Annotated in this window: 16 protein-coding genes and 2 pseudogenes; 8 read left to right on the top strand and 10 right to left on the bottom strand. The window is 73.7% G+C overall.

The features are described 5' to 3' along the window. Positions 1-147: 147 nt before the first annotated feature. From ACWF9Z_RS00865 to ACWF9Z_RS00855, 3 genes are all read right to left on the bottom strand, one after another. Positions 148-681: a protein phosphatase gene (locus tag ACWF9Z_RS00865; protein ID WP_453596045.1), complete on the bottom strand. Its 534-nt coding sequence runs from the start codon at positions 679-681 to the stop codon at positions 148-150. 40 nt (positions 682-721) lie between these two features. After that, positions 722-1645, bottom strand: coding sequence for a hypothetical protein (locus ACWF9Z_RS00860; RefSeq protein WP_453596043.1), 924 nt, complete (start codon positions 1643-1645; stop codon positions 722-724). Positions 1646-1875: 230 nt separating this feature from the next. Then, positions 1876-3039, bottom strand: coding sequence for an agmatine deiminase family protein (locus tag ACWF9Z_RS00855; RefSeq protein ID WP_453596041.1), 1164 nt, complete (start codon positions 3037-3039; stop codon positions 1876-1878). A gap of 368 nt (positions 3040-3407) precedes the next feature. On the opposite strand from ACWF9Z_RS00855, the pseudogene ACWF9Z_RS00850 reads away from it, so the two are divergent. The 3 genes and pseudogenes from ACWF9Z_RS00850 to ACWF9Z_RS00840 form a co-directional block, all read left to right on the top strand. Next, positions 3408-4160, top strand: a pseudogene (locus ACWF9Z_RS00850) (serine/threonine-protein kinase); the annotation flags it as partial. A gap of 646 nt (positions 4161-4806) precedes the next feature. After that, positions 4807-5094, top strand: coding sequence for a hypothetical protein (locus tag ACWF9Z_RS00845; RefSeq protein ID WP_453596543.1), 288 nt, complete (start codon positions 4807-4809; stop codon positions 5092-5094). Between the two features lie 51 nt (positions 5095-5145). Next, entirely contained in the window at positions 5146-5295 is a 150-nt protein-coding gene (locus tag ACWF9Z_RS00840) for a hypothetical protein (protein ID WP_453596541.1), read from the top strand. A gap of 132 nt (positions 5296-5427) precedes the next feature. Here the strand turns inward: ACWF9Z_RS00840 and ACWF9Z_RS00835 are convergent, their stop codons facing one another. Further along, positions 5428-9012 carry a S8 family serine peptidase gene (locus tag ACWF9Z_RS00835; RefSeq protein ID WP_453596039.1) on the bottom strand — a complete coding sequence of 1195 codons (3585 nt, stop codon included), beginning with the start codon at positions 9010-9012 and terminating at the stop codon, positions 5428-5430. 175 nt (positions 9013-9187) lie between these two features. Between ACWF9Z_RS00835 and ACWF9Z_RS00830 the strand changes: the two genes are divergently transcribed. From ACWF9Z_RS00830 to ACWF9Z_RS00820, 3 genes are all read left to right on the top strand, one after another. Next, positions 9188-10675, top strand: a complete 1488-nt coding sequence (locus ACWF9Z_RS00830) for an MFS transporter (RefSeq protein ID WP_453596037.1) — start codon at positions 9188-9190, stop codon at positions 10673-10675. A gap of 88 nt (positions 10676-10763) precedes the next feature. After that, the gene (locus ACWF9Z_RS00825; RefSeq protein WP_453596035.1) at positions 10764-10970 is read left to right on the top strand and encodes a DUF6629 family protein; all 207 of its coding nucleotides are present in this window, start codon (positions 10764-10766) and stop codon (positions 10968-10970) included. 459 nt (positions 10971-11429) lie between these two features. Continuing rightward, the gene (locus tag ACWF9Z_RS00820) at positions 11430-13085 is read left to right on the top strand and encodes a GMC oxidoreductase (RefSeq protein WP_453596033.1); all 1656 of its coding nucleotides are present in this window, start codon (positions 11430-11432) and stop codon (positions 13083-13085) included. Positions 13086-13237: 152 nt separating this feature from the next. Here the strand turns inward: ACWF9Z_RS00820 and ACWF9Z_RS00815 are convergent, their stop codons facing one another. From ACWF9Z_RS00815 to ACWF9Z_RS00795, 5 genes are all read right to left on the bottom strand, one after another. Next, entirely contained in the window at positions 13238-13717 is a 480-nt protein-coding gene (locus tag ACWF9Z_RS00815) for a carboxymuconolactone decarboxylase family protein (protein ID WP_453596031.1), read from the bottom strand. After that, the gene (locus tag ACWF9Z_RS00810; protein WP_453596029.1) at positions 13714-14796 is read right to left on the bottom strand and encodes an NAD(P)H-dependent amine dehydrogenase family protein; all 1083 of its coding nucleotides are present in this window, start codon (positions 14794-14796) and stop codon (positions 13714-13716) included. The genes ACWF9Z_RS00815 and ACWF9Z_RS00810 overlap by 4 nt, the downstream gene beginning before the upstream one ends. 65 nt (positions 14797-14861) lie before the next feature. Continuing rightward, positions 14862-15071, bottom strand: a complete 210-nt coding sequence (locus ACWF9Z_RS00805) for a DUF6126 family protein (protein WP_453596028.1) — start codon at positions 15069-15071, stop codon at positions 14862-14864. Positions 15072-15143: 72 nt separating this feature from the next. Then, positions 15144-15818: a helix-turn-helix domain-containing protein gene (locus tag ACWF9Z_RS00800; RefSeq protein ID WP_453596026.1), complete on the bottom strand. Its 675-nt coding sequence runs from the start codon at positions 15816-15818 to the stop codon at positions 15144-15146. A gap of 97 nt (positions 15819-15915) precedes the next feature. After that, positions 15916-17487, bottom strand: a complete 1572-nt coding sequence (locus ACWF9Z_RS00795; protein ID WP_453596024.1) for an ATP-dependent DNA ligase — start codon at positions 17485-17487, stop codon at positions 15916-15918. A 275-nt stretch (positions 17488-17762) separates the two neighbouring features. Here ACWF9Z_RS00795 and ACWF9Z_RS00790 point away from each other — a divergent pair, with 275 nt between their 5' ends. Both ACWF9Z_RS00790 and ACWF9Z_RS00785 read left to right on the top strand, forming a co-directional pair. Then, on the top strand, positions 17763-20498 hold the full coding sequence (locus tag ACWF9Z_RS00790; RefSeq protein ID WP_453596022.1) for an alpha/beta fold hydrolase: 2736 nt from the start codon (positions 17763-17765) through the stop codon (positions 20496-20498). Further along, positions 20495-21385 (top strand): ABC transporter permease, encoded by an 891-nt coding sequence (locus ACWF9Z_RS00785; RefSeq protein WP_453596020.1) that lies wholly within the window; start codon positions 20495-20497, stop codon positions 21383-21385. The genes ACWF9Z_RS00790 and ACWF9Z_RS00785 overlap by 4 nt, the downstream gene beginning before the upstream one ends. 7 nt (positions 21386-21392) lie before the next feature. On the opposite strand, the pseudogene ACWF9Z_RS00780 reads toward ACWF9Z_RS00785, so the two are convergent. Then, a pseudogene (locus ACWF9Z_RS00780) lies at positions 21393-21920 on the bottom strand (NAD(P)-dependent oxidoreductase); the annotation flags it as partial. Positions 21921-22014: the final 94 nt, after the last annotated feature.

Genomic DNA, 22014 nt, shown 5'->3' with positions numbered 1-22014 from the left:
CCGCGCAGCCGGGGACGGGGCCGTCTCCTGGGACCGGACCCCGCGGCTCGACCGACAAGATCCGAAAGAGACGACCCGTGCGGTCGGTGATCTCGCGCTCACCGTACGTCGATCACCCCGGGTCCGCGCTTCGGGGAGGTGCGAGGACTACGGGAGCGGATCGGACTCGGATGTGGGGTCCAGGCCGGCGAGCAGCGCCGCGACGTCCAGTCCGGAGGCGAGGTAGGCGGTGAAGGACCCGTTGTGCAGGGCCCACGGCGAGCGCTTGTGGCGGACGAGGCCGATGGCGTCGTCCGGCGCGAGACCGCCGTCGACGAGGCACTGGGCCACGACGAGGCCGGACCGGTTGTAGCCGGAATGGCAGCGGACCAGGATCGTCCGTCCGGAGTCGAGCGCGGCGCGGGCCGCGCCCGCGAGCCGTTGGACGGTACGGAGCTGCGCGCCCGTGAGCGGGGCGTCGGGCATTTCGCCGACCAGGTGCTCCACGTACGGGTCGGGACCATGGCCCGGTCGGGTGAAGAGGCTGATCACGAGATCGAACTCGGCCCCGACGACGACCGGCCACAGCTCCCCCGCCGGGTCGGTCCAGTGGTGGCCGCCCATCCAGAGGCCGGGGACGATCTCGTCCCAGGGGCTCTGCGGACCGGGCACCTCGCGGTCGCGCCGACTGGTTCTCCTCATGGCCCGCCGAGAATACAACAGCCTTGTACCGGTGGGCAGTTCAGGCGAATGCCGCATCGCGGAAGGCGGTACGGAGCGGAGCCGACGGGACCGTCGGGACGAGGGCGGCCCAACGCTGCCGACGCGGTGAGACCCATACGGCCGGGCCCTCGCCGTGGGACCAGGCTCCGTGCGGGGCCGGGTGCCAGAGGAGGCCGCGGGCGGGAAGGAGCTCGCCGGTGCGGATACGGAGCGATTCGGCGGTCCAGGCGCGACTGACGGGCCCGTCCGCCGGGGCGAGGAGGTGACTCAGGAACCGGGCGAGGTCGGCGACGGGCGCGTGCAGGGTTCCGTCGGCGGCGAAGCGGGTCCGGGTCATGCCGAGGGGGCCCCAGATCCGGTCCGCGGCGAACTCGGCGAGGGGGCCGCCGCACAAGCGCTCGGCGAGCCCGACGAGGGCGGGCGGCAGCCCTGAGCCGTGGGTGAGCACATGGTGCGCGGTGGTTCCGGCGGGCAGCCCCTGACCCGCCCCGTACGCGGTGAGCGGGGTGTGCAGGCTCAGCTCGCCGGCGTCCACGAGGATCCCGATCACCGGCCAGAGCGCCAGCACGGCCGCCAGGCCGCCGACGTCGAGCACGGCTGCCGGGGCCGGGGCTGCGGCTGCGGGCTCGGCTCCGGCTGCGGCTCCGGCTTCGGCTCCGGGCCGGACGCCCGGCTCGGCCGAGAGCAGCCCGGCCGCGGCTCCGTCCCCTTCGACCACCGTGTCCGGCCCGTCCGGGCCGTCGGGACCACCGACCGCCCATGCGGCCCCGGGGTCGATGGCCCGCACGGCCGCCCGGATCCGGGCGGCGCCCCCGGCCGGACCGTGCGCTCCGGGCGGCAACTGCGGCACGGGGGGCTCGAGCGCGGTGGGCCCGGCCGACGCGGGGGGTGCGGTCGGCCCGCCGTGCTCGGCCTGCCCGGCCCGGTCGCTCTGGAGCATCATGGACAGCCACGGTACGGCGCCCCCTGCCCTCCCGCGCGTCCCGCTCGGGCCGGTCACCGCCCGCCACCCGAATGCCCCGCTCGCGCGCGGTGCCGACGGCCGGCTCAGGACGGGCTCCCCCGGGTGCGAAGCCGGCGGGGAGGGCCACAGGCCAGGAAAGTCCGGGAGTAGCGGGAGGCAAGGAAGGTGAGGAAGGCGAGGAAGGCGAGCGGACCGCGGAGCACGTGCGGTCAGGCAGCGGGCTTGCCGGGCTGGTCGTGGGTCGAGCAGTGGATGCCGCCGCCGCCCGAGGCGATCGTATCGATGGCGACCGGCACGACCTCCCGCTGGGGGAAGTGCTCCCGCAGGATGCCCCGGGCCCGGTCGTCGGCCTTGCGGTCCCCGAAGAGGGGCATGAAGACGGCGCCGTTGGCGACGTAGAAGTTGGCGTAGGTCGACACGAAGTCGTCGCCCCTGCCCGTGATCCTGTCCAGGTCGGGCTGGGGCAGGTCGATGATCTCGAAGCGCCGGCCGCGGGCGTCGGTCGCCTTCGACAGGACCGATTTCGCCTGGTCGGCGGAGCGCGACCAGGAGTCCGGCGGGGTGCCCGGGGACGCGCGGTCCAGCAGGACGACACCGGGCGCCGTGAACCGTACGAGGCTGTCCACGTGGGCGTCCGTGATGTCCTGACCTCGCACGCCCGCCAGCCACACCACCTTCTCGACACCCAGGGTCTGCTTGAGCTCCGCCTCGATCACGTCCCGGTTCTTGCCGCGGTTGCGGTTGTCGTTGACGATCGAGCTCTCGGTGACCAGAAGGGTGCCCTCGCCGTCCGTCTCGAAGGAGCCGCCCTCGGCCACCAGCGGAGCCTGGACCCGGGGAACGCCGTACTTCTGGAGCAGGGTGCGGCCGACCGCCGCGTCGTTCTCGTGCTCCTGCTTGCCGCCCCAGCCGTTGAAGTTGAAGTCGACGCCGACGGCCTTGCCACCCTCCTCGACGAAGACGGGGACGATGTCGCGGGCCCAGAGGTCGTCCACGGCGAGCGGGATGACCTCGACCTGGGAGCCGGCGGCCCGCTGCGCCGCGTCCGCCTGCTCGGGCCGGGCCATCATCACGACGGCCTCGTACTCCCCGACGGCCCGGGCGATCCGCGCGATGTCCTCGCGGACGGGGCGCAGGTCCTCCATCCACACCGCGTCCAGCGCGGGCCAGGCCATGAAGGTGCGGGTGTGGCTCTCCCACTCGGCTCCCAGCCGGCGCGCGCCGGCCGCCGGGGTCGGGCTGGGGGAGCCGGCGGGGGCACTGGACCGGCCGGCCGTCCCGGAGGTGCCGCAGGCGGCGGCTCCGAGGGCGAGGGCGCCGAGGCCGGCGAACGTGCCGAGGGCGGCCCGGCGGGTGGGCGGAAGGTGGGACACGGCAGGCTCCGATCGTGGACTGGCCGGCGAGGTGGGTCCGGCCAGGACAGGCGCGGGGGCGTGGCACGTCCGACGGGCCCGGCGCCGCGCCCCTGGTACAAGGGTGCGCGCTGGGGACGCGAACGGCTGATATGCGGGTGAAGCGGTGCGGCCACGTGTCGTCACTGTGGCACTGACTGAATATTCAGTCAACTTGTCTGCCGAGGAGGCGGGCACGGGACCGCCCTGAACCGCACCCGCTGACTCCTCCCAGCCCTTCCGGGCCCGGCTCCGAGAACGCCCGTCCACCTCTCCCGCACATTGACTGAAACTTCAGTTAGCGACACGATGCGCGAAGGTCATTGCCGCATCGTTGAAAGAGCCACCGCATGTCCGTGCAGCACCCCGGCGCAGATCCCGCCCCCTCGCCGCTGTCCGCCGACGACCCCTACGAGATCGGTGGCTACCGACTGCACGCGCGTCTCGGCTCGGGGGGCATGGGGGTGGTCTACCTGGCGCACACGCCCGGGGGCCGTCCCATCGCGCTGAAGGCCGTCCGCGCGGAGTTCGCCGCGGATCCCGAGTTCCGCGAGCGCTTCGCCCGGGAAGTGGCCAGTGCCCGCCGGATCCACGGCCTGTTCACGGCCCAGGTGGTCGACTCCGGGGTCGACGACCGCACGCCGTGGCTCGCCACGGCCTACGTGCCCGGCCCCTCGCTGCACGAGGTGGTGCGGCGGCACGGACCCCTGCTGGTGCGCACGGTCCTGCTGCTCGTCGCGGGCATCGCCGAGGCCCTCCAGGCCATCCACGGGGCGGGCATCGTCCATCGCGACCTCAAGCCGGCCAACGTACTGCTCGCGGCGGACGGCCCCCGGGTGATCGACTTCGGCATCGCGCGCGCGGCCGACGCCGCCGCCCTCACGGGAACGGGCCTGCGGATCGGCACCGCGGCGTTCATGGCGCCCGAGCAGGCGCTGGGCCTCCGGACCACACCGGCCACCGATGTCTTCGCGCTCGGGACGCTGGCCGGGTACGTGGCGGGCGGTGTCCCGCCCTTCGGGAGCGGGCCGGAGTCCGGCACCCTGTACCGGGTCGTCCACGAGCCCGCGGACCTCACCCACGTGCCCCCCGAACTGCACGACCTGATCTCCTGGTGCCTCGCCAAACATCCCGGGGACCGCCCCACGGCCGCCGAACTCATCGCGTGCGCGCACGCGCACCCCGTGGTGGGCCCGCGGCCGGAGTTCACCGACGGCTGGCTGCCGGGCCCGGTCCGGGAAGAGGTCGGCGCCCCGCCCCCGACGGCCCCGGTTCCGAACGGCTGGGCCCCCACGGCCCCGGCCGGGATGACGCCCGGGTCTCCGGGGTCCGCGAAGGCCGCCGCCCCCGACCCCGACCCCGGCCCCGGCCCCGGCCTCACCCCCGGCCCCACCCCGGACCCCGTTCTCCGCCCCGTCCCCTCCCCCGTCCCCCCTCCCGGTCCGGGCCCCGGCCGCCGTGCGGCCGCGCGGGGGCGGCGCCGCCTGCCCACCGCGGCCCTGGTGGTGGCCGCCACCGTGCTGGTCTGTGCCGGAGCGGTGTACTACCTGGACGACCCCGTGGGGAAGGGGGCGCCCGCCGACGCGAGCCCCGCCGCCGGGGCCGCCCCCGCCCCCACCCCCCACGCCCTCCGCACCGGCGCCCTCTGCCACGGCTCCACCCACCGCCGGCTATCTGCCCGGCTATACCGGAGCCGAGCTCACCGCCCCCGACTCCCACTACGAGTTCGACCTGAAGGCCGGAAAGGTGGTGCCCGCGGAGACGGCCACCTGGTACCTGGCGCGCGACGGGAGGGCGTTCCTGCCCTCCGCGGACTCGGACGCCTTCGTGGCCGACACCGGGGAGCTGACGGTGGCCGACTGCCTTCGCGGCCTCGAGACGCGACCGGCCGCCGCCCTGCCCTTCGACGGCCCCGCGAAGGCGCGGCCGTTCTGCGTGCGCGGCCCGGACCGCGGCGAGCTCGCGCTCGTGAAGCCGGTCGAGGCCTCCGCCGACGGCCCGGTCACGATCGTCGTGGACCAGTACCGCCGGAGCTGAGGCCGCGGAATCCGGATGACGCCCGGCCACCGCGTTCGACAGGATCACCCCATGCCCCTGCTGCTCCCGCCCCGCCTCACCGCGTCCGCCGTCCGGCTCCGGGACACGGCGCGCTCGCGCGGGCTGGCGACCGTACGACCGGACGGCTTCGCCGTGCCCGAGGGGCTCTTCGCCGCCCGCGACCGTGCGTTCCTCCGCTGACCCGTGCTGCCCGTGCTGGCCTCCGCGGCCCGCCTCGCCCGGCCTGCCCGGCCTGCCCCGGGGCGGGCCGGGGGACGACGCGCGAAGGGCGGGGCGCCCGCAGGCGCCCCGCCCCTCGGACCACCGCCGGGGTCAGCTCTTGTCGGGGCGGTCCGTCACGCGCAGGGTGTTCAGCAGGGGTTTGCCGTATCCGCTGTGGGCGACGAAGCGGACGTTGAGGACTCCGTCCGTGACCGTGACCGTGTACGTGCGGGTCAGGGCCGTGTACGGGCCCGCCTCCAGGGAGATGTCCAGGGACGGCAGCACCAGGGCGCCCTCCGCCAGGACGTCGAAGACGCGCTTGTCCGGCTTGGTGGAGGAGAGCTCCGCGAAGCCCAGTTCCACGGTGTAGGTGCCGTTCGGGACGTTGTCGAAGCGGTACTCGTACATGCCCTCACGGGCGTTGCGCAGCAGCCGCTGGTCGTCCGTGCCCGCGATGGTGCGGTTGGTGGACTGGACCGAGCCGCTGCCCTGGTACCCGTAGGAGCCCTGGGTGTACTTGCGGTCCGGGGACCAGCCGTCGCCCAGGGAGTCCGTGCTCGCGCCGGTGGAGCCCGCGTCCACGGCAGCCTGGTAGCGCGGGACCACGAGCTTGACGGGAACGGTGAGCACCGGGGTGCGGCCGCTGACCGATGTGATCTTCAGGTCGGCCGTGAGGACGGTGCCCGGGGTCAGGCCCGCGCTGTCCACCGAGAGCGTGAGCGAGGCCTTCCCGCCCGTCGGGAGGTCCCCCGCGCCCGGGGTGACGGTCAGCCAGCCCGCGTCCTCGGCCACCCCGAAGGCCGTGCCGAGGCCCGGGTTGGCGAGGTCCAGGGTCCGCGTCCGCTTCTGGCCCGGCGGGAGGACGATCTCCACCGCCGGTTTCGCGGCCGTCACCTTGCCGGTGCGCAGGGAGCGGGTCACCGGCGTGACGTCGGCCGCCTTGACGTCCACGGTGGCCGCCGCCGTCTCGTACTGCGCGGCGGTCAGCGTGAGTTCCCGCGCTCCCGACGGGCTCTGGACCACGTAGGCGCCGTCGGCCGCGGTGACGGCCGAGACGGCCGTGGCACCCGTGCCGACGGTCACCGTGGCTCCGGCGACGCCGTTGCCGTCGTTCGCGTCGAGCACCCGGCCCGCCACCACACCGCTCTTGGTGGTGCGGAAGGCGATGGACAGCCCGTCCGTGATGACGGCCGTGTTGAAGGAGTAGCGGTACGCGCCGGTGCCGGTCGCGTTCTCCACTCCGACCGTGGCCGTGGACCCGCCCTTGATGCCGGTGCCGCCGGTCCCCTTGTAGGAGTACCGCACGGTGCCGTCCTCGCCGATGGCCGCGGAGAAGGAGAACCGGTCGGCCTGCGCCGACCAGTGCGACACCTCGCGCCATTCGATCACGTACTGCCGGTGCGGCGCCGTTCCGGTGACCGCGGTGAAGACGCCGGATCCGCTGCCCGCGGCGCCGACGACCAGGTCGTCCCAGAAGGGGTACAGCGCCGCGTTGGGCGTGGCCGAGCTCGGGATGTCCCCGTTGACGTCGGCGGTGTTGTTGCCGCCGAAGCTGACGGTGCCGTTGGTGCCGATCCAGGCCTGCCCGTACGTCTTGCCGTACAGCGGCAGCGGGAAGGGCAGGTCGACGCGTTCGGTGGTGTTGTCACCGGTCAGCGCGAGCTGGCGGTCGCCCGCGCGGTACGGGTCACCGCTCGCGGTCGCGCAGGCGTAGCCGTAGCCGTCGGTGCGTTCGGGGAGGTCCACCGCGACGGTGGTGTCCCCGGCGACGGTGACCTTGGCCGTGCCGCCGGTGAGGCAGCGGGAGGAGTGGGTGGCGCTCACGTCGTACGTGCCGTGCGGCAGGGTGACCTCGAAGCGGCCCTGCGCGTCGGTGGTCGCGGTGACCGGGGTGTCCGCGACGGTGACGGCGGCTCCGGCCAGCGGGCCCGCGGCCGAGGAGACCGTGCCGGTGAGCTTCCCGGAGGCCGCCTCGGTGAGGGCGAGGTCGCCGGTGGCGGTGGCGTTCTCGGTGACGGCCACGGTCGCGGTCTGCGGCCCGTAGCCGAACTTCGAGGCGGTCAGCGCGTACTCGCCCACCGACAGGGCGGGGAAACGGTACGTGCCGTCGGCCGCGGTGGTCGCCGTACGGTCGATCGGGCCGTCCGCGAAGACCCTCACGCCGGCGAGCGGCTGCCCGCCCGCGCGGACGGTGCCGCCGAGGGCGCCGACCGCGCCGCGCGGGGCGGCGGTGACGGCGGCGAGCGCGTCGAGCTTGCCCTCGCCGAAGACGTTGTTGTCGGCGGTGGTGCCGCCGCACTGACTGCTGTCGGTGTCCAGGGCGGTGCCGTCCAGGAGCGCCTCGGTCTGCGCGATGTCGCCCACGAGCGCGGGCGCGGCCGACCAGAGCAGGGCCACGGTCGCGGCCGTGTGCGGGGAGGCCATGGAGGTGCCGGAGAAGGACTCGTATCCGCCGCCGGGAACGGAGGAGCGCACGTTCACGCCGGGGGCGGCGATGTTCGGCTTGAGGATTCCGCCGGGGCCCGCGCCGCGGGAGGAGAACGACGCGATCGCGCCGTTGATGTCGAAGGCGCCGGAGCTGTAGGAGCTCGCGTAGTCGCCGGGCGAGCCGCTGGTGGTGCAGCCGGGGCCGGAGTTGCCGTTGGAGAAGGCGGGGAAGATGCCGGCGGCGCGCCAGGTGTCGACGATCTCCTGGTACCAGGTGTCGCCGCCCGTGCCGCCCCAGGAGTTGTTGACGACGTGCGGGGCGAGGTCGGGACGGGGGTTCTGCCCGTGCAGGTCGGTCGGCGCGACGATCCACTGGCCGGCGGCGAGCAGCGAGGCCTCGGAGCAGGAGGTCGTCTCGCAGCCCTTCGCGGCGATCCACCGGGCGCCCGGGGCGACGCCGATCCGGTTGGCGCCGCCGTCGTCGCCGACCATGGTGCCCATGGTGTGCGTTCCGTGGTCGTTGTTGTCGCACGGGGCGGAGCCGGGGCACACGCCGGCCGGGTCGAACCAGTTGTAGTTGTGGTCGTAGGCGCCGTCCGCGCTCTTGCCGCGGTACTGGCCGGCCACGGCCGGGTGCGTGTAGTCCACGCCGCTGTCGATGTTGGCGACGACGATGCCTTCGCCGCGCACGCCCAGCTGGTCCCATACCTGAGGTGCCTTGACGCGGTCGATGTTCCACTCGACGGCGTCGGCGGACGCCTTCTCCCGCTTGCCGTCGGCGGGCTTGGGGAGCTCGACCTTGTCGTCGGCGTCGATCCGGGAGACCTCGGGCCGCTGGGCGAGGGCTCCGGCGAGCTTCTCCGTGCCGACGACGCGGACCGCGTTCACGATCCAGTACGAGGTGTACTCGGCCTGCGCGCCGTCCAGGGCCTTGATCACCTCGGTCTGGCTGCGCGCCGCGTGGTCCTTCTTGAGCCGCAGCACCGTCTCGGCCTTCGCGGCGCGGGTCTGCTGCCTGCCCGCGGCGGTGAGGTCGGCGGCGCTGTCGAGGTAGACCCAGAAGACGGCCTTCGCGGAACCGTCGAGCTGGGCACGGAGACTCGGTTCGATCTTGCGCTCGGCCGCTCCCGGGCCGGGGGCGGGGTCCGGGGCGGCCGCGGCGACGCCCGCGCCGAGGGGGAGGAGCAGGATCGCGCCGAGGGCGGCCAGCCCCGTGCGCAGGAAGCGTAATCGCGATCTCGAAGATCGCCGGCTGTCGGTCTGTGCCACGTGTGGTCTCCTCGTACGCCGTGTGCAGGTCGTGCGGAAAGGGTGTGCGTGACGTGCGCGGGTCATGGTGCGGGTGCTGTCATGTGCAATACAAGAGGGCCTAATGAGCCGAACCGGGACCTGCGCTCGCGACCGCCCGGTGGCCTTTCGGGGCCGCGCGGTCCAGCCTGGGGGAATGACCGACCCCGCCCTCGCCCCGCCGTCCCCCGGTGTGCGGCTCGGTACCCCGCGCGGCCGGTGGATCGTGCTGACCACCGTGCTCGGGTCCGGGATGGCGCTGCTCGACTCGACCGTGGTCAACGTCGCCCTGCCCCGCATCGGGCAGGACCTCGACGCCGATCTGGCCGTGCTGCAGTGGACCGTCAACGCCTATCTGCTGACCCTCGCCGGGCTGATCCTGGTCGGCGGGGCGCTCGGCGACCGGTTCGGGCGGCGCCGGATCTTCGTGCTCGGGGTGGTGTGGTTCGCCGTGGGCTCGCTGCTGTGCGGGATCGCGCCGAACGCCGGGGTGCTCATCGCCGCCCGCGCCCTCCAGGGCATCGGCGGCGCGCTGCTGACGCCCGGTTCCCTCGCCCTGATCCAGGGCTCGATCCACCCGGCCGACCGGGCCCGCGCGGTGGGGCTGTGGTCGGGTTTCGGCGGGGTGGGCGCGGCCGTGGGGCCGTTCCTGGGCGGCTGGCTGGTGGACGGCCCGGGCTGGCGCTGGGTGTTCCTGCTGAACGTGCCGGTGGCCGCGCTGTGCGTCCCGATCGCCCTGCGGCACGTACCGGAGTCCCGGGATCCGCAGGCGCGCGGGGGCTTCGACATCGCCGGGGCCGTCCTCGCCGCGACATCGCTCGCCCTGATCACCTACGCCCTGATCGAGGCCCGGTCCGGCTCCCCGCTCGTCCTGGCTTCCGGCGTCGCGGGCGTCCTGCTGGCCGGCGCCTTCGTCTACGTCGAGCGGCGGCGGGACAACGCGATGGTGCCGCCGGACATCTTCGCCTCGCGCCAGTTCACGGCCGTCAACCTGGTCACCTTGTGCGTGTACGCCGCCTTCGGCGGGTTCTTCTTCCTGGTCGTGCTCCAGCTCCAGGTGGTCTCCGGCTACTCCGCCCTCGCCTCCGGCGCCGCGCTGCTGCCCACCACCGCCCTGATGCTGCTGTTGTCGGCCCGGTCCGCGGAGCTCGGCGAGCGCATCGGGCCACGGATCCCGCTGACGGTGGGGCCGCTGCTGTGCGCGGCGGGGATGCTGCTGATGCTGCGGGTCGGCGAGGACGCCTCGTACGTGCGGGACGTGCTGCCCGCGCTGCTCGTACTGGGCATGGGCATGGTGACCTTGGTGGCTCCGCTGACGGCGGCCGTCCTGGCCTCGGTGGACCCGGGCAGGGCCGGCCTGGCCAGCGGAATCAACAACGCCGCCGCGCGCGCCGCCGGACTCCTCGCGGTGGCCGGCCTGCCCCTGCTCGCCGGGATGGGCCCCGAGTCGTACCTCTCGGCCGACGCCTTCGACGCCGCGTTCGGGCGGGCGATGCCCTGGTGCGCGGGGGTGCTCGTGGTGGGCGCCGTCCTGGCGTGGGCCACCGTACGCTCCCCCGCGCCCGGGGCGTGTCACCCGCAGTGCCGTACCAACTGCGCGGTGACCGCTCCGCCACTCGAACCCCCGGGAGTGGCGCAGCGGTGAACCGGGGCTGCCCCGGCGGCCCTACCAGGGGCTGGGTGCGGGCGGCGCCACGACCGGCGGGCGGTCGTCGCAGGTGAGGGTGTTGGGGATGTCCGCCGACCGCGGGCTCCGCCGTCTCGGCGCGCTCCTGGCGGCCGGGGCGCTGGTCTGCGCGGCGCTGTGGAGGCTGGAATTCGCCTCCACCTGGTGCGCCTTCGCGGCCGCCGCCTCGGCCCTGATCCTGGTCTGGACCGGCCGCCCGGAGGCTTCCCCTTGTGTACGCAAGACGCTCGGAGGGAGATCACCGGGCCTGTGACACCGGTACGGGCCGCGAACGGGCCCGCTCGGCGAAGGTAAAAAGATGTCCGGCCGGATCATGGGGCCACGCTGCGGTTCGCCGCTTTTCGACCGCGGGCCCCGCAGGACACAGCCATGACGGAGTGGCCGCGTCCCCCAAGATCCGCCGCCGTCCGGGACCGCGGGCGGCGCCGTCACGCGTTCGACTTCTGACGTGCCGGATTCGGGGGAGCACGGACCGCCCGGCCCGACCGGCCCCCGCGGCACTCCCCCGCGCCGCCGTCACTCCCCGGCCATCGCGCGTGCACGGTCGGTCGTCGTTCCCAGTACCCGCTGGGACCTTCGGAGCCGTGACGCGGGCCCGGCGACGGCGCCTCCAAGACCATGATCGGCCAAAGATACCCCGGCATATCTAGTGACTTCGCATGCGCTCGGCAGTAGAACTCGTTCTCATTCAGCCTAGCGTGAGGAAGGTCACATGACCGACAAAGGCCTGCATAAAACGAGCTCCAACGGAGTCTCGCGTCGCGGGTTTCTGGGTAGAACTGGTTCCATTCTCGGGGCCATGGCCCTTGCGGGCCAGATCGCCCCGACCCAGGCACAGGCCGCCGCGGCCGACACGGCCGCCGCCGGGCCCATCGACAACGGGGCCCACGTACCGGCCCTGGTGATCGGTACCGGGTACGGCGGTTCCGTCGCCGCCCTGCGGCTCGCCCAGGCCGGCGTGGACGTCCACATGATCGAGATGGGCATGGCCTGGGACACCCCCGGCTCGGACGGCAAGATCTTCTGCAACACGACCGCTCCGGACTACCGGGCCTACTGGCTCCGGACCAGGACCAAGGCGCCGCTGAGCAACTTCCTGGGCTTCCCCATCGACAAGAACGTCCCGCGCTACACCGGCATCCTGGACGCCGAGGAAATGGGCGGGATCATCGTCTACCAGGGCCGCGGCGTCGGCGGCGGGTCCCTGGTCAACGGCGGCATGGCGGTCACCCCGAAGCGCTCCAACTTCGCGGCGGTCCTCCCGTCCGTGGACGCGGAGGAGATGTACAGCACCTACTACCCGCGCGCCAACGCGGGCCTCGGGGTCGGCCTGATCGACCCGGCCTGGTTCGACACCGTCGACTGCTACCAGTTCGCCCGCGTCGGCCGCAAGCACGCGCAGCGCGCCGGATTCCCGTTCGTCTTCGTCCCCGACGTGTACGACTGGGACTACATGGAGCAGGAGTCGGCCGGCACCGTACCGAAGTCCGCCGTGGCCGGCGAGATCCTCTACGGCAACAACGCCGGCAAGAAGTCGCTGCAGCAGACCTACCTCGCCCAGGCCAAGGCCACCGGCAGGGTCACCATCTCCCCCCTGCACAAGGTGACCTCGGTCTCCCCGGCCGCCGCCGGCGGGTACACCGTGGTCATCGACCAGATCAACACCACCGGGGACACGGTCGGCACCAAGACCGTCCGCGCCGACAAGGTCTTCTTCGCGGCCGGCAGCGTGGGCACCAGCAAGCTGCTCGTCCGGCTCAAGGCCACGGGCGCGCTGCCCCAGCTCAACAGCGAGATCGGCCAGGGCTGGGGCGACAACGGCAACGTCATGTGCGGCCGGGCCAACCACATGTGGGACGCGACCGGCAAGGTGCAGGCGTCCATCCCCTGTGGCGGCATCGACAACTGGGACGCGGGCGGCGCCTTCGCCGAGGTGGCCCCGCTGCCGACCGGCATCGAGACGTACGCCTCGTTCTACCTGTCCATCACGAAGAACCCGCACCGCGCGCAGTTCACGTACAACGCGGCCTCGGGCGCGGTCGAGCTGAACTGGCAGACGGCCTGGAAGCAGCCGTCCATCGACATGGCCAAGACCATCTTCGACAAGATCAACTCCAAGGAGGGGACGATCTACCGGACGGACCTCTTCGGCACCAACAAGATCTGGGGCGACCACCTCACCTACCACCCGCTCGGCGGCGCGATCCTGAACAAGGCCACCGACAACTACGGCCGCCTGCACGGCTACACCGGCCTGTACGTCATCGACGGCGCGCTCATCCCGGGCAACACCAGCGTCAACCCGTTCGTCACCATCACCGCCCTCGCCGAGCGCAACATCGAGAAGATCATCGCCACCGACCTGTAGGCACGGCCGGGCACGTCGCCGGACAGGGCCTCGGGCGGAACAGCCACAGCGGACCAAGGGAACGACCGACCGAACAGCACACAGGACAAGGGCCCGGGGCCGTCGACCCACCGACGGCCCCGGACCCGTGTCCGCCCGGCTCCCGCCCGGACTCAGTGGCCCGGGAGCACGCACACGCTGTCGAGGCCGAGCACGTGGTTGAGGCGGCCGAAGGCCAGCCAGGACCCGATGCTCATCGTCAGCTCCACGATCTCCACCTGGCTGTAGCGCGCCGTCATCCGCGCCCAGAACTCCTCGTCCAGGCCGTGGTGGTCGAGGCAGTACCGCTCCGCGTACTCCGCGGCCAGCCGGGTGCGCTCGTCGAAGCGGTCCGTGGTGCGCCACTCGGTGACGGCCTCGGGGAACTCGTCCTCGACCTTCTCCCCGTCGCGGTCCGTCCGCCAGTCCAGGCAGAAGACGCACCCGTTGATCTGCGCCACGCGCAGCCGCGCGGCCTCGAACTCCCGCAGCCCCAGAGTGGTGTGGGCGTACACCGAGAGCGAGAAGTTGGCGGCGGCCATGCCGATGCCCGGTACCAGGTCGCCCCAGACGTACTCGATGGGGTGCTGGCCTTCGGGTACGTCGATCCTCATGACTGTTTCCTTCCGAGTTTGCCGATGGCGGGGCGCAGGGGGACGTCCAGGGCGTCGTAGAGACCCGGTGCGGCCTCCACCAGCCAGTCGATGGCGCCGACCAGCCGGCCGACGGCGGTGGCGTTCCCGCCCGCGGAGCGGTTCTCGCCCTCGTCCGTGGCCTCGATGGTGACCTCGATGCGCGGGCGGCCCTCGATGACGACCCGGTGCGCGCCGTCCCCGCCGTCGGGCGGGGACGGCCAGTCGGGGGCACAGGAGGCGTGGATGCGGGTGACGTGCTCGATGACGATGCGCGGTTCGCCCTCCACGATGCCCTGCACCTCGAAGCGGATGGCGCCCTGCGTGCCGGCCTCGAACGCGCCCATCGTCCGGGTGGTGACGGTGGCGTCGAGGGCCCGGCGGTCCACCGTCTCGCGGATGTCGTCGAGTTCGACCCCGAGCGCGCGGGCCATCATCCGTATCTGACCGCCCCACACCATGGTCGGGACGGACGGCATCAGCATCATCGGCTCGAAGTCCATGGGCTGGCCCATGCCGACGAGGAGGCGGACCGAGTCCGGCTGGTCGTAGGTGGAGTAGTCGAATATCTCCTGGCAGCGGATGACGTCGATCCTGGTACCGAGTCCGCTGAGCAGGAGCGGGAGCACGTCGTTGCCCCAGCCGGGGTCGACGCCCGAGGCGAAGAGCGAACCGCCGCCCTCCGCGACCGCCGCGGTCACCGGATCGAGGAACTCCGGTGGTGCGCTGCGGTAGTCGTAGAGCGGGTAGAGGGCGGGGCTGACGACGACCGCCCCGGAGCGGATCGCCCGCGTGATGTCGGCCAGCGCGTCGTCGGGGCGGATGTCGCCCGAGGCCGCGTAGACGACGGCCCGCGGACGTGCGGCGAGCACCGCCTCGATGTCGTCGGTGGCCGGTACCCCGACTTCGTAGTCCAGTTCGCCGAGTTCACCGGCGTCGCGGCCGACCTTGCCGGGATCGTGGACGATGACGGCCCCCAGTTTCAGCGCCGGATGGGCTTCTACGGCACGGATGGCCAAACGGCCGACGTTGCCGGTACCCCAGACAACCGTGGAAATCATGCGCGGAGGGTAACTTCAAGACTTGCAGGTTCCTAGAGCCGCGAGCGGAAACTTCGGGCCCGGCCTCACTGGTTCTGGCCGCCGAGGACGAAGAGCAAGTAGACGAAGAACGCGAAGAGATGGCCTACGAACAAGTAGGCAATGAGCCGGATGACCAGACCGCGCGGGAACTTCGACTCGAAGCGCTTGCGGACGGTCGTCGGCCGTTCTGCGGCCGGGGCCTGGGAGGTCGGGGACTGCTGCTCCGTCTGGGACTGCTGCTCCGTCTGGGACATGGGTGGGACTCCTCGGCTGTCGGTCGTGTCGGCCGTCGGGTGGCTACGGGTGGTGTGTCGGCCGTCGGTCGGCTACGGGTGGTGCGTGGTGGTGGTGCCCGCGCCGAGGCACAGCCCGGCGAGACTGCTCTGCAGCAGGGTGTGGACGAACAGCAGGTCCGCGCCGGCGGACGAGGCCGCGCCGATCCGGTGCGCGGTGAGCGAGTCGAAGTGCGCGCTGTCCCCCGGTTCCAGCAGGTGTTCGCTCTCCCCGAGGTGCAGCCGCAGCCGCCCCTGCAGGACGTACAGCCACTCCTCCCCGGGATGTACGCGGACCAGCTCGCCCTGGCTCCGGCCGTAGGGGACGTGCACGCGCAGCGCCTGCATCCCGCGGCCCGAGCCGCCGGCCTGCCAGTACGTCCAGCCGTCGGCCTCGCGGGCCCCCGGCCCTCCGGCCCGTACGATGGGATCGGCGACGGCCGGGGTCTCCCCCAGCAGCTCCGAGACGGTCGTACCGTAGGTGCGGGCCAGACCGAGCAGCAGCGGGAGCGAGGGCTGGCGCCGGCCGGTCTCCAGCCGCGACAGGTGCGCGGGCGAGAGCCGGGCCCGCGCGGCGGCGGCCTCCAGGGTGAGACCGGCCCGGCGGCGCAGCTCACGGAGCTGCGGGGCCACGGTGGGGAGCTCGACGCCGCTGTCGGGGCCGTCGGACAGGCCGTCGGTGTCGAAGCCGGCCGCGTCTGCGGGGCCGGGAGCAGGACCGGTTGTCATGCCCCGATTGAGCCAGACAATTACCTCGGTGGCAATCCGCCTTGCCTCTGAGGCAAAACCCTCGCCTCGGGTGCACGCCGGAGCCGGGGCCTTCGCCTCAGGAGGACCGGCCCGGTCCTCCTCCGGCCGCGGGGTCCGGGCCGAACCAGGCGAGCACCGTCTCGACCGTGTCCGCCTCCTCGGCCCGCTTGTCGGGCCGGTGGCGCAGGACCCGCGCGAAGCGCAGGGCGACGCCGGCCGGGTAGCGCGGGGAGCGCTGCAGGCCGTCGTAGGCGATCTCCACGACCAGTTCGGGACGGACCCGAAGGGTGTACCCGTCGTCCTCGACCGCCAGCTCGCCGAGCCGCTCGGTCTGCCAGCGCAGCATCTCGTCGGTGAGTCCCTTGAAGGTCTTGCCGAGCATGGCGAACGACCCGTCGGCGGTCCGGGCGCCCAGGTGCAGGTTGGACAGCAGGCCGGTGCGCCGGCCGTTCCCCCGTTCGACGGCGAGCACCACCAGGTCCAGGGTGTGCACCGGTTTCACCTTGAGCCAGTGTTTGCCGCGCCGGCCGGCCGCGTAGGTGGAGTCGAGGGCCTTGGCCATGACCCCCTCGTGGCCCCGGCGCAGCGTCTCGGTCCAGAACTCCTCCGCCTCGGCGCCCTGCGCCGCCGGGTCCTCGACCACGAGGCGCCGCACCCGGGACTCCTCGGGCACCAGAGCCGCCAGCGCCTCGTACCGGTCGCGCACCGGCAGGTCGAGGAGTACGTCGTCACCCGCCGCCAGCACGTCGAAGAAGAAGGGGACGACCGGGAGGACCCGGCGGGCGGCCTCGACGTCGGTCCGGGAGCCGACCCGGCTCGCCACCTCCTGGAAGGGCACGGGCCGCCCGTCCGCCGCGGACCGTCCGATGACCTCCCCGTCGAGGATGAACCGCTCGCCGGGCAGTGACCGGGCCAGTTCGGCCACCTCCGGCAGCCGGTCGGTGATCTCGTCGAGGGAGCGCGTGTACACGCGGACCTCGTCCCCCTCACGGTGGACCTGCACCCGGATGCCGTCGAGCTTCTCCTCCACCGCGCACGGCCCGAGCGCGGCCAGGGCCTCGGACACCGATTTCGCGGAGTTCGCCAGCATCGGCTGGACGGGCCGCCCCACGCGCAGGGTCACCTCGCGCAGGGCCGCCGCCCCACCGGTGAGGGCGGCGGCCGCCACCCGGGGCAGGGAGCCCTCGAGCATCGCCGCCCGGCGCAACTCCGCGGCCGGCACCCCGGCCGCGGCGGCCACGCCCGCCAGAGCGACCGCGTCGAGCGCGCCTTGGCGCACCTCACCGGAGAGGAGGCTGCGCAGGAACCGCTGCTCCGGTCCGGTGGCGGCGCGCAAGAGGCCCTCCAGGATCCGCTGGCGCTCGGCCTGCGCGCCGGTCCCCGCGACGGCGGCGAACCGGGTCACGGCCTCGTCGACGGCGGACACGGTCAGGGTGGCCTCGGCGGCGGGTTCCGTCTCCCGGGCGAGGGCGCGCCAGCCGATTCCCGGGCGGCCCTGCGGGAGCCGTCCCGCGAGGTAGGAGACCACCAGCTCGGCCTCCTCCTGGGGTGCGGCGGCGAACAGCTCCGCGAGCAGGGCGGTCTTCCGTGAGCGGGCGGAGGTCTCGGCGACCTCCCGGGACACGCGCGCGACCTCGGCCAGCAGCATGCGGCCATCCTCCCGCCGGTCGGCGAGGGGCGCAGGTCGGGGTGCGGGGCGGGGGGCGGGTCCGGGTACGGGGTGCGGATCGGGCAGCGCTGGTGCGGGTCGGGGTTCGGCGGAGTCTCCCGCCGGACCCCGGCTCGTACCGGGGCGGCCGCGTACCGGGCCGGCCTCGTACCGCAGGTGCGGTACGCGGGGCGCGACGGCGTAGTCCTTGAGAAGGTCGGCAGTTCACCCTGCGGGAGCGCGGGCGGCGCGGGCCTGGCGATTAGGGTTTCCCCATGAAGCTCCGACTGCCCCGGCGCCGCCGCAACCGCCTGCTCGCGGGCGCGGCCGCGCTCGCCGTCGTCGCGGGCGCGGGCACGCTGACGGCCACCGCCGCGGCCGGCGACGCTCCGGCCGTGCGCCGCGAGGACCACGTCCTGGACATGCCCGGCGCCGGGATCGACATCTCGTACTTCACCTCCGGAACCGGCGGCGGACAGGAATCGGACGGCGGGGCGAAACGTCCCGCCGTCCTCCTCGCGCACGGTTTCGGAGGCAGCAAGGACGACGTACGGCCGCAGGCCGAGCGCCTCGCCCGCGACGGGTACGCCGTGCTGACCTGGTCGGCGCGCGGCTTCGGCCGCTCCGGCGGCAAGATCGGGCTGAACGACCCCGACTACGAGGTCAAGGACGTCTCCCGGCTGATCGACTGGCTCGCGGACCGTCCCGGGATCCGGCTCGACGCGGCGGGCGATCCGCGCGTGGGCATCGCGGGCGGCTCCTACGGCGGCGCCGTCTCCCTGCTCGCGGCCGGTCACGATCCGCGCGTGGACGCCATCGCCCCCTCCATCACGTACTGGAACCTCGCCGACTCCCTCTTCCCCGACGGTGTCTTCAAGAAGCTGTGGGCGGGTCTCTTCTTCACCACCGGTTCCGCGGGCGGGCTCCAGCCGGGTGCCGCCGGCGCTCCGAGTGCGGGTCCCGCCGCCGCGTCCGCACCCGGCTGCGGACGGTTCCAGCCCGAGCTGTGCGCCATGTACGAGCGGGTCGCGGTGGCCGGCAAGCCCGACCCGGAGGCCCGCGAGCTGCTGGAGCGGCGCAGTCCTTCCGCGGTCGGCTCGGCGATCAAGGTGCCGACCCTGATCGTGCAGGGCCAGGACGACTCGCTCTTCCCGCTGGACCAGGCCGATGCCATGGCCAGGGCCATCGCCGCCAACGGGGCGCCCGTCTCCGTGGACTGGGCGGCCGGCGGCCACGACGGCGGGATGCGCGAGGCCGGCCGCGTCGAGGACCGGGTGAAGAGCTGGTTCGACCGCTACCTCAAGGACGACGCGTCCGTGGACACCGGTCCCGCCTTCCGCGTCTCGCGTTCCGGCGGCATCGACTCCACCGACGGCGAGGTCACACTGCGCGGAGCAACCGGCTCCACGTACCCCGGGCTGCTGTCCGGCCCCCGGCAATTCGCCCTGGCCGGCCGGGAGCAGACGTTCGCCAATCCGGCCGGTGGTGCCCCGCCCGCGCTCTCCGCGCTGCCGGGCATCGGCGGGCAGCTGGCCGCCCTCGGAGGCGGGGTCTCGCTGGACTTCCCCGGGCAGAACGCCCGCTTCGATTCGGAGCCGCTGGCCGAGGGCATGCGCATCACCGGCAGCCCGACCGTCACCCTGAAGGTGAGGTCGACGGCCGCGGACGGTGCGGCCGTCCTCTTCGGCAAGGTCTACGACGTCGGGCCCGACGGACGCCAGCAGGTGCTGCCCAGCCAGCTCGTGGCGCCGGTGCGCGTGGAGAACGCCCAGCAGGACCGGACCGTCGAGCTGAGGCTGCCCGCGATCGACCACGCGGTCGATGCCGGGCACCGGCTCCGGCTCGTCGTCGCCGCCACCGACCTCGGTTACGCGTCACCGGCGGCGCCGGCGACGTACACCGTGTCGGCGACGGGGCCGCTGGCCGTGCCCGTCGCGGACGGCGTGCGGACGGCGTCTTCCGCGCTGCCCGCCTGGACGTGGGGGATGCCGCTCGCCGCGGTGGTCCTGGCCGCGGGGCTGGTGGGCATCCGCAGGACCGGCCGGGGGCGGGGCGGCACGCGGGCGGGCGCGCCGCGGCCCGAGCCCGCGCCGGGCGACGTACCGCTGGAGATCACCGGGCTGACCAAGCGCTACGCCAAGGCGCAGGACCGCTACGCCGTACGGGACCTGTCCTTCCGCGTGGAGCGGGGCCAGGTGCTCGGCCTGCTCGGGCCCAACGGCGCGGGCAAGACCACGACCCTGCGGATGCTGATGGGCCTGATCACCCCGGACGCCGGGGAGATCCGGGTGTTCGGGCACGTCGTACGGGCCGGCGCCCCCGTGCTGTCGCGGGTCGGCGCGTTCGTGGAGGGAGCCGGATTCCTTCCGCACCTGACCGGGCGGGCCAACCTGGAGCTGTACTGGCAGGCCACCGGACGCCCCGCCGAGGACTCCCACATGGAGGAGGCCCTGGCGATCGCCGGGCTGGGCGACGCCCTGGAGCGCGCGGTGCGCACGTACTCGCAGGGCATGCGCCAGCGGCTCGCGATCGCGCAGGCCATGCTCGGCATGCCGGACCTGCTGATCCTCGACGAGCCGACGAACGGCCTGGACCCGCCGCAGATCCGCGAGATGCGCGACGTGATGATCCGGTACGCGGCGGCCGGGCGCACGGTCATCGTCTCCAGCCACCTGCTGTCGGAGGTCGAGCAGTCCTGCACGCACTTGGTGGTCATGGACCGCGGCCGCCTCGTCCAGGCGGGCGAGGTCGCCGAGATCACCGGAGGCGGGAACGTCCTGCTGGTGACCCTGGCCGGGCCGGTGGACGAGGTGACCCTCGGGAAGATCGCCGCGCTGGAGGGAGTGGAGTCCGTGGTGAGCGGCGACGACGGGCTGCTCGTACGGCTCGAGGGCGCGCACTCCGCGGAACTGATCGCCGAACTCGTACGGCTGGAGGTGCCGGTGTCCGGAGTGGGACCGCACCGCCGGCTGGAGGACGCTTTCCTCACCCTGATCGGAGGAGCGGCATGAGCGCCGTGACGGATGTGGACCGGGGCGGCGGCCCGACCGAGGTGGCCCACGGCTACCGGGCGAACCGGACGCTGCCGCTGCGTGTGGAGGCGCGGCGGCAGTGGCGCCGGCGGCGGACGCTGGTGATGGGCGGGATCCTCGCCGCGCTCCCGTTCGTCCTGATGATCGCCTTCGCGGTGGGCGGCGGCCCGGGCAGCCGCGGCGGCGGCAACGGCCGGATCACCCTGATCGACACGGCGACGGCTTCGGGCGCGAACTTCGCGGCCACCTGCCTGTTCGTGTCGGCCGGGTTCCTGCTGGTGGTGCCGGTGGCCCTGTTCTGCGGGGACACCGTGGCCTCCGAGGCCAGCTGGTCCTCGCTGCGCTACCTCCTGGCCTCGCCCGTGCCGAGGGCGCGGCTGCTGTGGAGCAAGCTGGTGGTGGCGCTCGGGTTCAGCCTGGCGGCGATGGTGCTGCTGCCGGTGGTGGCGCTGGCGGCGGGCACGGCGGCGTACGGCTGGGGTCCGCTGAAGCTCCCGACGGGCGGCGCCCTCGCGGCCGGGGACACGGTGGGGCGGCTCGCCCTGGCCGTCGCCTTCGTCTTCGTGTCCCAGCTGGTCACGGCCGGGCTGGCGTTCTGGCTGTCGACGCGGACGGACGCGCCGCTGGGCGCGGTGGGCGGGGCGGTCGGGCTGACGATCGTCGGCAATGTGCTGGACGCGGTGACGGCGCTGGGTTCGTGGCGCGAGTTCCTCCCGGCGCACTGGCAGTTCGCGTGGGCCGACGCCTTGCAGCCGCAGCTGGAATGGGGCGGGATGATCAAGGGCGCGGCGGTGTCGGTCTCCTACGCCCTGGTGCTCTTCGCGCTCGCGTTCCGCGGGTTCGCGCGCAAGGACATCGTGTCCTGATCCCCCCTCAGCCCCCTTGGGGCAGGACGCGGAGGGGGACGCCGTCCAGGAAGGCCCGAATGTCCTCCACCGCGTCCCCGTAGTACGTGGCGTAGTTGTCCCGCGTCACGTAGCCCAGGTGCGGGGTGGCCAGCACCCCCGGGGTCGTGCGCACCGGGTGGTCGGCGGGCAGCGGTTCGATGTCGAAGACGTCGAGCCCGGCGCCCGCGATCCGGCCCGCGCGGACCGCGTCCAGCAGGGCCTCCTGGTCGACGACGGCCGCGCGGGAGGTGTTCACGAGGTACGCGGTCGGGCGCATGAGTGCCAGTTCGGGGGCTCCGACCAGGCCACGGGTGCGCTCGCCCAGGGCGAGGTGGACGGAGACGAAATCGCTGCGCGCGAGGAGCTCCTCCTTCGAACCGGCGAGGATCGCACCCACCTCCTCGCAGCGCTCCCGGGTGAGGTTCTGGCTCCAGGCGGCCACCTCCATCCCGAAGGCGAGGCCGATCCGGGCGACCTGGCTGCCGATCTTGCCGAGGCCGAGCAGGCCGAGGGGGCCCCCCGGGGGGGGGGGGCCGCGGGGGGGGGGGCCCGGGGCCCCCCCCCCCCCCCCCCCACAGAGCGGGACCCGGGTGGGGGGGGGTGCCCCG

It is taken from the genome of Streptomyces sp. NPDC054961, assembly GCF_053609145.1.
Note: the sequence above shows the minus strand (reverse complement) of the source record. Positions and strands in the feature narration are given on the sequence as shown.

Coding starts and splice junctions, on each gene's coding strand:
- ACWF9Z_RS00865 (WP_453596045.1), bottom strand. CDS start 681: ATGAGGAGAACCAGTCGGCGCGACCGCGAGGTGCCCGGTCCGCAGAGC.
- ACWF9Z_RS00860 (WP_453596043.1), bottom strand. CDS start 1,645: ATGATGCTCCAGAGCGACCGGGCCGGGCAGGCCGAGCACGGCGGGCCG.
- ACWF9Z_RS00840 (WP_453596541.1), top strand. CDS start 5,146: ATGCCCCTGCTGCTCCCGCCCCGCCTCACCGCGTCCGCCGTCCGGCTC.
- ACWF9Z_RS00830 (WP_453596037.1), top strand. CDS start 9,188: ATGACCGACCCCGCCCTCGCCCCGCCGTCCCCCGGTGTGCGGCTCGGT.
- ACWF9Z_RS00825 (WP_453596035.1), top strand. CDS start 10,764: ATGTCCGCCGACCGCGGGCTCCGCCGTCTCGGCGCGCTCCTGGCGGCC.
- ACWF9Z_RS00820 (WP_453596033.1), top strand. CDS start 11,430: ATGACCGACAAAGGCCTGCATAAAACGAGCTCCAACGGAGTCTCGCGT.
- ACWF9Z_RS00815 (WP_453596031.1), bottom strand. CDS start 13,717: ATGAGGATCGACGTACCCGAAGGCCAGCACCCCATCGAGTACGTCTGG.
- ACWF9Z_RS00810 (WP_453596029.1), bottom strand. CDS start 14,796: ATGATTTCCACGGTTGTCTGGGGTACCGGCAACGTCGGCCGTTTGGCC.
- ACWF9Z_RS00805 (WP_453596028.1), bottom strand. CDS start 15,071: ATGTCCCAGACGGAGCAGCAGTCCCAGACGGAGCAGCAGTCCCCGACC.
- ACWF9Z_RS00800 (WP_453596026.1), bottom strand. CDS start 15,818: ATGACAACCGGTCCTGCTCCCGGCCCCGCAGACGCGGCCGGCTTCGAC.
- ACWF9Z_RS00795 (WP_453596024.1), bottom strand. CDS start 17,487: ATGCTGCTGGCCGAGGTCGCGCGCGTGTCCCGGGAGGTCGCCGAGACC.
- ACWF9Z_RS00790 (WP_453596022.1), top strand. CDS start 17,763: ATGAAGCTCCGACTGCCCCGGCGCCGCCGCAACCGCCTGCTCGCGGGC.
- ACWF9Z_RS00785 (WP_453596020.1), top strand. CDS start 20,495: ATGAGCGCCGTGACGGATGTGGACCGGGGCGGCGGCCCGACCGAGGTG.